Source organism: Weizmannia acidilactici, assembly GCF_008974185.1.
GTDB classification, from domain to species: Bacteria; Bacillota; Bacilli; order Bacillales; family Bacillaceae_C; genus Weizmannia; species Weizmannia acidilactici.
In genome coordinates this window covers 71247-80834 of the sequence record NZ_BKZP01000013.1, presented here as the reverse complement: position 1 = coordinate 80834, position 9588 = coordinate 71247, and the positions used below count along the sequence as shown (strand labels likewise).

Genomic DNA, 9588 nt, shown 5'->3' with positions numbered 1-9588 from the left:
CTTTACTATCTCCGCCGGAATTTCACATCAAACTTTGATTTCAACCAATTGGCTATACTCGTGATCAATGTTAATATTGCTAATTTCTGAGACTCTTGCGGGATAAGCAGGCAAGAAGGTTCCCTCATGTTGAAGTATCGGGCGGGGAGGCTCGCGTACGCCTTATGTGCGGAGCGGATTTCGCGACCAAAAATAATAAAATTTAATAGGGAAAAACCGTTAGATTTGCCACGAATCGTAATCGAGAAATAGAGCACCCAGCCAAAAATATCGCGTAAAATACAAGCGAAATATGGATGAGAAATCCTACCATGATCAAAATGCCAATTTTAAAAGATATACTCTTTCTTCCTGCGAGCCACAATAAAAACATGATAACAGGCAAAATCCACAATCCGATCCATTTATTTAAATATCCGTCCGGCCGGAAATCCGCGTCAAAATGGGAGGGCATGTTTACCGGGGCAAAGAAAAGCCCGATAACGGAAATGGCGGCAGCTAACACGATCACATACAGCAAAAATTTTGGTTCGATGATCTTCAGAAAAAAGCGCATCGTATCACATCCTTTTTTCTATTATACTTCATTTTCATGGCTGTTTTAAAAAAGTAGAATGATTCTACTTCCCATTATTCAAAGTCCTGTAAAATATGAACAAAATCGACTGCAACAATTGCAGCCGATTTCGTATCAAAGCTTTAATTCTCCCATGCGGAGCAATTCCACGACAGCTTGCGAACGCCCCTTGACTCCCAACTTCTGCATGGCGTTGGAAATATGGTTTCGAACTGTTTTTTCGCTGATAAACAATTCGCTCGCGATTTCTTTCGTTGTCTTGTCTTGTACTAACAGCTCGAATACTTCTTTTTCTCTTTTTGTCAGCAGCGGTTTATGGGTGAAATCGTTGTCCTTCAACTATAGTAACCCTCCTTGCCTTCGCCAGCTTTAAACCGCGGGGATGGGTATTTTGGTTGTCACGATATCTTATGTTTTTTCACACCCGGGAGTGACTTGGCGGAGCAAGGAAACAGATAAATAGGCAAAAAAAGGGCGAAAGCCGTAAATTCTATTTACCGCCTGAGGAAACGACGGAAGCCGGACCGAGCAACCTCTCCCTTTCTTCCTCCGTCCACGGCAAGCCCTTCCCCGTTTCAACAGAGATTTGCACCAACGTGCCGCGGCCGGTAAAACAAATTTCATCTACTTCATTTTTTGCCATATAATGAATGTCGACAGAGGAGTTTCCGACTTTTTGCACTTTTACATAAATACGGAGCTTATCATTGAAAAAAACCTGCCGCAAATAATCGCATTGCAAATCTGCAACGACGGGAATGCTTTTGGCGCCTTTTCGTGCCCATTCCCCCATAAAGCCTAATTGTTGTAAAAACGCAATCCTGGCCTGCTCAAAATAAATAAAAGGGACCGTATTATTCATATGGCCGAACATATCTGTTTCGGAAAAGCGCACCGTTACAGGCAGACAAAAGCTAAACCCCTTCTGCCATAAGGACCAGTCTCCGATATAGGATATCTTTTTCAATTTTCATCCCCCTGAAATTGAATGAGTATTCATTCGTTTCTCTTGGAAAGAAGAACACCACATCATGTTATTTTTTTCCCTTGTTTTTTGATGTGGCGTTCTTCGCATCAGTCTACCGTATGATCGCTTCCAAAGAACTTTTTAAACATATAAATCGTTGTTTCACGGTTCAAAGCCGCAATCGAAGTGGTCAGCGGAATGCCTTTCGGGCAAGCCTGTACGCAGTTTTGTGCGTTGCCGCAATTGGCTAGACCTCCGTCTCCCATAATTGCTTCGAGCCGTTCATCACGGTTCATATGGCCGGTTGGATGCGCGTTAAATAACCGGACTTGCGACAGCGGGGCTGGCCCGATAAAATTGGAATGGCTGTTGACATTCGGGCAGGCTTCCAAACATACACCGCATGTCATGCATTTTGCCAATTCGTAAGCCCATTGCCGCTTTTTCTCCGGCATGCGCGGCCCTTCGCCCAGATCATAAGTTCCATCAATCGGGATCCACGCTTTCACTTTTTTCAGCGAGTCAAACATGCGGCTGCGGTCAACCTGCAAATCGCGAACAACCGGGAATGTCCGCATTGGCGCGAGGCGGATTGGCTGCTCCAGTTTGTCCACGAGTGCCGAGCATGCCTGGCGTGGCATGCCGTTGATCACCATAGAACAGGCGCCGCAAACCTCTTCCAAACAGTTCATTTCCCAAACAACAGGCGTTGTTTTCTCCCCTTTTGCATTGACCGGATTCCGGCGGATTTCCATTAAAGCCGAAATCACGTTCATATTCGGACGATACGGAATTTTGAACGTTTCTTCGTAAGGTTGCGATTCCGGGTTGTCCTGGCGTTGTATGATCAATGTAACGGTTTTTTGTTCACCCATCCTTATTCTCCTCTTTCCTTTTGGTCTCACTCTCTTGCGGGCCCTGTGGATAGGGGCTGCATCCCCCGCCCGAAATTAATGTTTTTTCGTATAGTCGCGTACACGAGGTTTAATAAGGGATACATCGACGTCTTCATAGCTGAAGACCGGTTCATTCTTCACAGGGTCATAATTTGCCATTGTGGTTTTCAGCCATTCTTCATCGTTTCGGTCCGGAAACTCAGGTTTATAGTGGGCCCCGCGGCTTTCATTGCGATTTAAAGCACCAATGGTAATGACCCGCGCTAACTGGAGCATGTTATACAACTGGCGCGTAAATGTTGCAGCCTGGTTGCTCCATTTTGACGTATCCCCGACATTGATATGCTTCCATCTTTCCATTAATTCCTGAATCTTTTCGTCAGTCTTCTTCAGACGGTCATTGTAGCGGACAACCGTCACATTTTCCGTCATCCATTCGCCTAGTTCCTTATGTAAAACATAGGCATTTTCGGTTCCATCCATCGACAGGATTTCATTCCATTTTTTCTCCTGCTCCTGAACCCCACGTTCAAAAACGCTTGACGGCAGTGCATCTGTGCTCTTTTCAAGGCCGTCGATATAGTTCACGGCTTCAGGCCCCGCAACCATTCCGCCGTAAATCGCGGAAAGAAGCGAGTTCGCCCCTAATCGGTTGGCACCGTGCATCGAATAATCGCATTCGCCCGCCGCGAACAAGCCCGGAATGCTCGTGTGCTGCTTATAGTCAACCCACAATCCGCCCATCGAATAGTGCACAGCCGGGAATACTTTCATCGGCACTTTATGCGGGTCTTCTCCAACAAATTTTTCATAGATTTCAATAATTCCGCCTAATTTTACATCAAGTTCATGCGGGTCCTTATGCGACAAATCGAGATACACCATGTTTTCCCCATTAATGCCGAGCTTCAAATCAACGCAAACATGGAAAATTTCACGGGTCGCGATATCACGCGGAACAAGGTTTCCGTAAGCCGGATATTTTTCTTCAAGGAAATACCAAGGTTTACCGTCTTTGTATGTCCAGATGCGTCCGCCTTCCCCGCGGGCCGATTCGCTCATCAGCCGGAGTTTGTCATCGCCTGGTATCGCCGTTGGGTGGATTTGGATAAATTCTCCGTTCGCATAAGTTGCGCCCTGCTGATAAACAATCGACGACGCTGAACCGGTGTTGATCATCGAGTTGGTCGATTTTCCGAAAATAATGCCAAGTCCGCCTGACGCCATGATCACGGCATCAGCAGGAAAAGCTTTGATTTCCATTGTTTTCAAGTTTTGTGCGACAATCCCGCGGCAGACCCCTTCATCGTCTTTAATAATTCCAAGGAATTCCCAGCCTTCGTATTTTGTAACCAGCCCGTCCACTTCATGGCGCCTTACCTGCTCATCCAGTGCGTACAAAAGCTGCTGCCCGGTTGTTGCGCCGGCAAAAGCCGTCCGGTGGTGCTGCGTTCCGCCAAAACGTCTGAAATCCAAAAGCCCTTCCGGCGTGCGGTTAAACATAACACCCATTCTGTCAAATAAATGAATAATGCCAGGTGCAGCTTCACACATCGCTTTTACCGGAGGCTGGTTGGCCAGAAAGTCCCCGCCGTATACTGTATCATCAAAATGGATCCATGGGGAATCCCCTTCACCTTTTGTGTTGACTGCGCCGTTAATGCCACCCTGTGCGCAGACAGAGTGCGACCGTTTCACCGGCACTAAAGAAAACAATTCTACCTGTCGGCCCGCTTCCGCAATTTTTACGGTTGACATCAAGCCGGCCAGTCCCCCGCCGACAACGATGATTTTGCCTTTATTCATCGCGATTCACTCCCTCTACATACTTGATGCATATCTCTCAATCTGCCAAACAATCAATCTTCCGTTTATCAATCGTTTTCATTATGCAAATGCTAATAAAGCTCTAACGTCGACAATCGACAGCAGCACAAACACAACGACCATCACATAAGTGGAAATCTGCTGCGAACGCTGTGACTGCGTAATGCCCCAGCTGACGAGGAAACTCCACAGGCCGTTAGAAAAATGGAATATGGCAGCCACTGTCCCAATTATGTACCAGGCAAGCATCCATGGATTGGATAGCAGGTTTGCCATCAAATCAAAATTTAATGGTTTGCCGAGTGCCATTTGAATACGGGTTTCATAGATATGAAATACAAGAAAAATCAGTACCAGCACACCGCTGATCCTTTGCATCAGGTACATCCAGTTCCTGAAATACCCCAATCTCCCTACATTGCTTGAAGCGGTAAACGCAATGTACAAGCCGTAAATCGCGTGGAACAAGAGCGGCAAATAGATGAGTACCACTTCCAGAAACAGAAGGTACGGCAAATGTTCCATAAAGTTTGCTGCTTTGTTGAATGAAGCGGCTCCGTCTACTGCATAGTGGTTTACTGTCAAATGTATGACTAAAAACAAGCCGATTGGAAAGACACCCAACAAAGAATGCAGTTTGCGGTGATAAAACTCTCGGTTTCCAGCCACAAGTGTATCCCCCTTTGTAGTGTGAATTTATGCAAAGAAAACAATATCAATCATGCTTTCTTTTTGCATAAATGTTTTTATAACAATTATGTGACAGTTTTATTGTACTCCCGACAAATGGGCACGTCAAGGAAACGCATTCATAAAAATGCGCCAAAAATGCTACTAATTTGTCTTTTTATTACGATATCCCATTTTTTAATCATTTTTTTAGAATAGTGTATACTCAACATGATATTTGTATTAAATAGGAATTTTTATCCATAGGCTGCATATTTTAATAAAATTTTAATAGAAATGCGGTAAACTGCTTGAAGTGCTCTCCCCGGTTCCGGAACGCGGCCGGAAATCGTTTGTTTTTATACATATTTTATAAAAATGCCTTTTAAGTCCGGATTTATTTTGTATATAATATAGCATATAAGAAAGAGGGGAATCGCGTGAAATCTTCTACTGGCAACGATACAGCGGCTGAGCAGCTGACGGTGCCCGCTTTCGGGTACGAGCTGATGCGTGATATATTAATTCCGGAAATTCTCGGCAAAGAAACACCCGATATTTTATATTGGGCAGGAAAACATTTAGCAAGGAAATTCCCGCTGATCACCTTTGATGAGATTGTTTCTTTTTTTCATGAAGCAGGATGGGGAACCTTAACAATAAAAAAAGAAGAGAAATACAGAATCGAATTTGAGCTCGCCGGCCCGATCATCGGCAGGCAGCTGGAAATTGGCCGGGAATCCACCTTTAAGCTTGAAGCAGGTTTTTTGGCCGAACAGTACCGAATGCAGAAAAAACTGATTACGGAAGCTGCGGAAGAAGTGATGAAAAAAGCAAAAAAAGTACGCATTACCGTGCAGTGGGACCAAAAAGACCCATCCGGCGAATAAAAAGTGCAAAAAGCAGGGGGCAACCGGCCCCTGCTTTTTCTTTTGGCTCTGTTAAATTTTATTGTTGATGATCACTAATTCTGGGACTCCCGCGGAATAAGCGGACAAGAAGAGAGCCCACATGCCGTGGTATTCGGCGGGGCGGCCCGCGGACGCGTCATTAGCGAAGCGGATTTCGCGATCATCAACATTGATCACGAATAACCTTTCTTTTAAATATTTTGCTCCACGGCATCGAGTTCAAATGCGTTGTGTAGGCATTGCGCCGCACGGATCATTTCTTTTTCGTCAACGACGGTGGAAACTTTGATTTCAGAAGTGCTGATCATTTTAATGGCAATTCCGTTATCTGCAAGAACCTGAAACATTTTCGCCGCAACACCCGGATTGGAAACCATGCCCGAGCCGATGATCGACACCTTTGCAAGGCCCGTTTCCGTTTCAAAATGGTCAATACCAAGCCGTGCTTTATTGAATTCCAAAATATCGGCTGTATCTTTCAAATCTTTATCTTTAATGGAAAAGGATAAATAAGTTTTATTGTCAGCCGTCTGGTTTTGGATAATGATGTCCACATCAATATGATGGTCCGCCAGAATCGTGAAAATATCCGATAAATTGCGGAACCCGTTCTCCAACCCGAAAATAGTGACTCTTGTAATGGCGTCTTCAAATGCCACACCGCGGACGATTAAATTTTTCTCCACTGCAACTTCCTCCTCAATGAACGTACCTTCAACTTTTTCCAAACTGGAGCAGACCTCAAGCGGAACCGAGAAATTTTTGGCAAATTCCACAGCCCGGGCATGTAATACGCCGGCACCAAGATTCGCAAGCTCAAGCATTTCATCATACGATATAGCCTGAAGCTTCCGGGCATTCGGTATATAGCGCGGATCGGATGTAAATACGCCTGTTACATCCGTAAAAATGATGCAGCGGTCCGCATGCAATGCCGCAGCGAGCGCGACCGACGTTGTATCCGAACCGCCCCTGCCCAGTGTCGTAATTTCACCCTCTTCGGTAACACCCTGGAATCCCGCTACAATCACAATCTGCCCTTTTTCCAAATGGGATTTGATTTTATCGGTGCGGATTTCCAAAATTCGGGCATTCCCGTGCACCGCTTCAGTCACGATGCCAGCCTGCCAACCGGTATAGGAAACGGCATCATAGCCCCTGTCAATTAATGCCATGGCAACCAGTGAAATGGTTACCTGCTCGCCGGTGGACAAAAGCATGTCCATCTCCCGCTTTGCAGGATAGGAAGAAAGCTCATTTGCCAGAGAAACAAGCTGGTCGGTCGTCTTGCCCATGGCAGAAACGACGACAACAACATCATTTCCTTTCTCTTTTTCTTCGATAATACGGTTCACCGTATTTTTGATTCTTTCCACATTTCCGACTGAAGTTCCCCCAAATTTTTGAACAATGATTCCCAATTATGCCGCCTACCTTCTTCTATTTGTGATGTATGAGGCTACCATTCAAAGCAAAAGCGATTTGACTGCGCCTTTCCGGTATTGGCACCGGCAAGGCCTGCCCGACCAAAAAAAGCAATGAGAACGGATATCTCATTGCTTTTGAATACGCGGGTACGCAGTCACTTTTATGAGATAGCGCTCCAAGATATTCCATCTTGACAGTTCTGGATTTCTTCAATACAGAACCAGCAAAAATGGCATTGAGGCCATTTTCACTTCGGCGGAACTTCCTTTCAAGAACCTTCACAGAAGCCCAATCTTCTCCGGCCCTTTACTCTTAAGCCCCGCGCCTCTATCATGAACGAAAATGCTCTGATGAAAAACTGCCGGCCGCTGCAACGGTACCGCATTATAAACGGCCAACAATCCCCTAACAAAGTAGCAATATGAAATTTTACAACGATTATAACACAAACTGAAAACTTCGGCTAGGCTATTCTTGTAATTTTTTGATTAATATTTCAGTAACCGGCCGTGGGATCCCGATTTCAATAAATTCTTCGGGTTTGGCTTCTTTTATTTTTTTGACGGATCCAAAATGCCGGAGCAGCTGTTTTTTCCGTTTCGGCCCAATGCCCGGGATGTCGTCCAAAATTGACTGGAATGCGGATTTTCCGCGCAATTCCCTGTGGAACGTAATGGCAAAACGGTGCACTTCATCCTGAATGCGCTGGAGCAGATAAAATTCCTGGCTGTTCCGGTCAAGCGGCACAATTTCGAGCGGATCTCCGAACAGAAGCTGCGAAGTATTGTGCTTTTCGTCTTTTGCCAGCCCCCCGATCGGGATCTTAAGCCCCAATTCGTTTTCCAGCACATCCCTTGCCGCATCAATCTGCCCTTTTCCGCCGTCGATGATAATAAGATCCGGAAGCGGCAATTTTTCTTTCAGGGCGCGGGTATAGCGGCGGCGGACAACTTCCCGCATCGATTCATAATCATCCGGCCCTTCCACGGTTTTAATTTTATATTTCCGGTATTCCTTTTTCGCCGCTTTTCCGTCAATAAACACGACCATGGCCGAAACAGGGTTCGTACCCTGGATATTGGAGTTATCGAAAGCTTCAATGCGGTGCGGCGTGTAGATGCCGAGCTTTTCCCCGAGATTTTCGACAGCTTTGATGGTCCGTTCTTCATCGCGTTCAATCAAGGCAAATTTTTCTTTCAAGGCAATCGCGGCATTTTTTTCGGCCATCAGCACGAGTTCATGCTTCTGCCCCTTTTTTGGCTGTAGCACTTTTGTTTCCAATAACTGTTCCGCCAGTTCCCGGTCCGCTTTTTCAGTGATCAGCACTTCTTTCGGCTTGATATGCTCCGGTTTTGCATAAAACTGGCCGAGATAGCTTAGAAATTCTTCTTCCGGTTCATCGTAAATCGGAAACAATGAAACATCCCGTTCGATCAGCTTCCCCTGACGCATAAAAAACACCTGGACACACATCCAGCCCTTATCAACCGCATAGCCGAGAATGTCGCGGTCGGTAAAATCGGTCATCGTAATTTTCTGCTTTTCCATCGTCATTTCAATATTGGCGATCTGATCGCGGTATTCTTTCGCCCGCTCGAATTCCAGCCTTTCCGCGGCGGCATGCATTTTTTGCTCCAATTCTTTTTTGATTTCAGTATAACCCCCGTTCAAAAAACGGGTGATTTCATAGGTAATTTCTTTGTACGTTTCTTCTTTGACCTCATTCACGCACGGCGCCAGGCATTGGCCCATGTGGTAGTAAAGGCAAACGCGATCTGGGAGATTGGTGCATTTCCTTAAAGGATACAGCCGGTCAAGCAGCTTTTTTGTTTCGTTAGCAGCTTGGACATTCGGATACGGCCCGAAATATTTTCCCTTATCTTTTTTCACTTTCCGGGTCGTGATCAGGCGCGGATGCCGTTCATGCGTCAGTTTGATATACGGATACGTTTTGTCGTCCTTCAGCATGACGTTGTATTTCGGATCATACTTTTTGATCAGGTTGATTTCAAGAATGAGGGCCTCGATATTGGATGAAGTGACAATATATTCAAAGTCTTCGATCTCACTCACAAGCCGCTGTGTTTTTCCATCGTGCGAACCGGTGAAGTAAGAGCGGACACGATTTTTTAGAATTTTGGCTTTCCCAACATAGATGACGGTCCCCTGCCTGTCTTTCATTAAATAGCAGCCAGGCTGATCGGGTAGGAGGGCGAGTTTATTGCGGATGGTATCGTTCAATTTCTCTCACCTCAAATATTGCGATCTGTAAAAAATCCGAGCCATTTCTGACCCGGATTCGACATGCATGGA

The 9588-nt window shown here is 45.6% G+C and carries 9 protein-coding genes and 1 riboswitch; of the genes, 1 reads left to right on the top strand and 8 read right to left on the bottom strand.

Annotated features, from left to right (window positions below; translation table 11 throughout):
- Window positions 1–202: 202 nt before the first annotated feature.
- The 6 genes from BpJC4_RS07650 to BpJC4_RS07625 all read right to left on the bottom strand — a co-directional run bounded on the left by BpJC4_RS07650 (window position 203) and on the right by BpJC4_RS07625 (window position 4936).
- Window positions 203–454 (bottom strand): DUF1648 domain-containing protein, encoded by a 252-nt coding sequence (locus tag BpJC4_RS07650; RefSeq protein ID WP_253693577.1) that lies wholly within the window; start codon window positions 452–454, stop codon window positions 203–205.
- 237 nt (window positions 455–691) lie between these two features.
- The gene (locus BpJC4_RS07645) at window positions 692–916 is read right to left on the bottom strand and encodes a helix-turn-helix domain-containing protein (RefSeq protein WP_014097816.1); all 225 of its coding nucleotides are present in this window, start codon (window positions 914–916) and stop codon (window positions 692–694) included.
- A 151-nt stretch (window positions 917–1067) separates the two neighbouring features.
- Window positions 1068–1544 (bottom strand): acyl-CoA thioesterase, encoded by a 477-nt coding sequence (locus tag BpJC4_RS07640; RefSeq protein WP_151680277.1) that lies wholly within the window; start codon window positions 1542–1544, stop codon window positions 1068–1070.
- 107 nt (window positions 1545–1651) lie between these two features.
- Window positions 1652–2419: a succinate dehydrogenase iron-sulfur subunit gene (sdhB, locus tag BpJC4_RS07635; RefSeq protein ID WP_151680278.1), complete on the bottom strand. Its 768-nt coding sequence runs from the start codon at window positions 2417–2419 to the stop codon at window positions 1652–1654.
- 75 nt (window positions 2420–2494) lie between these two features.
- Complete coding sequence (sdhA, locus tag BpJC4_RS07630) at window positions 2495–4246, bottom strand: succinate dehydrogenase flavoprotein subunit (protein WP_151680279.1); 1752 nt, start codon at window positions 4244–4246, stop codon at window positions 2495–2497.
- Between the two features lie 81 nt (window positions 4247–4327).
- Window positions 4328–4936, bottom strand: a complete 609-nt coding sequence (locus BpJC4_RS07625) for a succinate dehydrogenase cytochrome b558 subunit (RefSeq protein ID WP_151680280.1) — start codon at window positions 4934–4936, stop codon at window positions 4328–4330.
- A gap of 440 nt (window positions 4937–5376) precedes the next feature.
- Between BpJC4_RS07625 and BpJC4_RS07620 the strand changes: the two genes are divergently transcribed.
- Window positions 5377–5826: a YslB family protein gene (locus BpJC4_RS07620; protein WP_151680281.1), complete on the top strand. Its 450-nt coding sequence runs from the start codon at window positions 5377–5379 to the stop codon at window positions 5824–5826.
- Window positions 5827–6038: 212 nt separating this feature from the next.
- Here BpJC4_RS07620 and BpJC4_RS07615 read toward each other — a convergent pair whose 3' ends face one another.
- Window positions 6039–7268 (bottom strand): aspartate kinase, encoded by a 1230-nt coding sequence (locus BpJC4_RS07615; protein ID WP_151697737.1) that lies wholly within the window; start codon window positions 7266–7268, stop codon window positions 6039–6041.
- Window positions 7269–7435: 167 nt separating this feature from the next.
- Window positions 7436–7613: riboswitch (Lysine riboswitch) on the bottom strand.
- Between the two features lie 130 nt (window positions 7614–7743).
- A complete protein-coding gene (uvrC, locus tag BpJC4_RS07610; protein WP_151697736.1) occupies window positions 7744–9516 on the bottom strand; it encodes an excinuclease ABC subunit UvrC in 1773 nt (590 codons plus the stop codon).
- Window positions 9517–9588 lie beyond the last annotated feature (72 nt).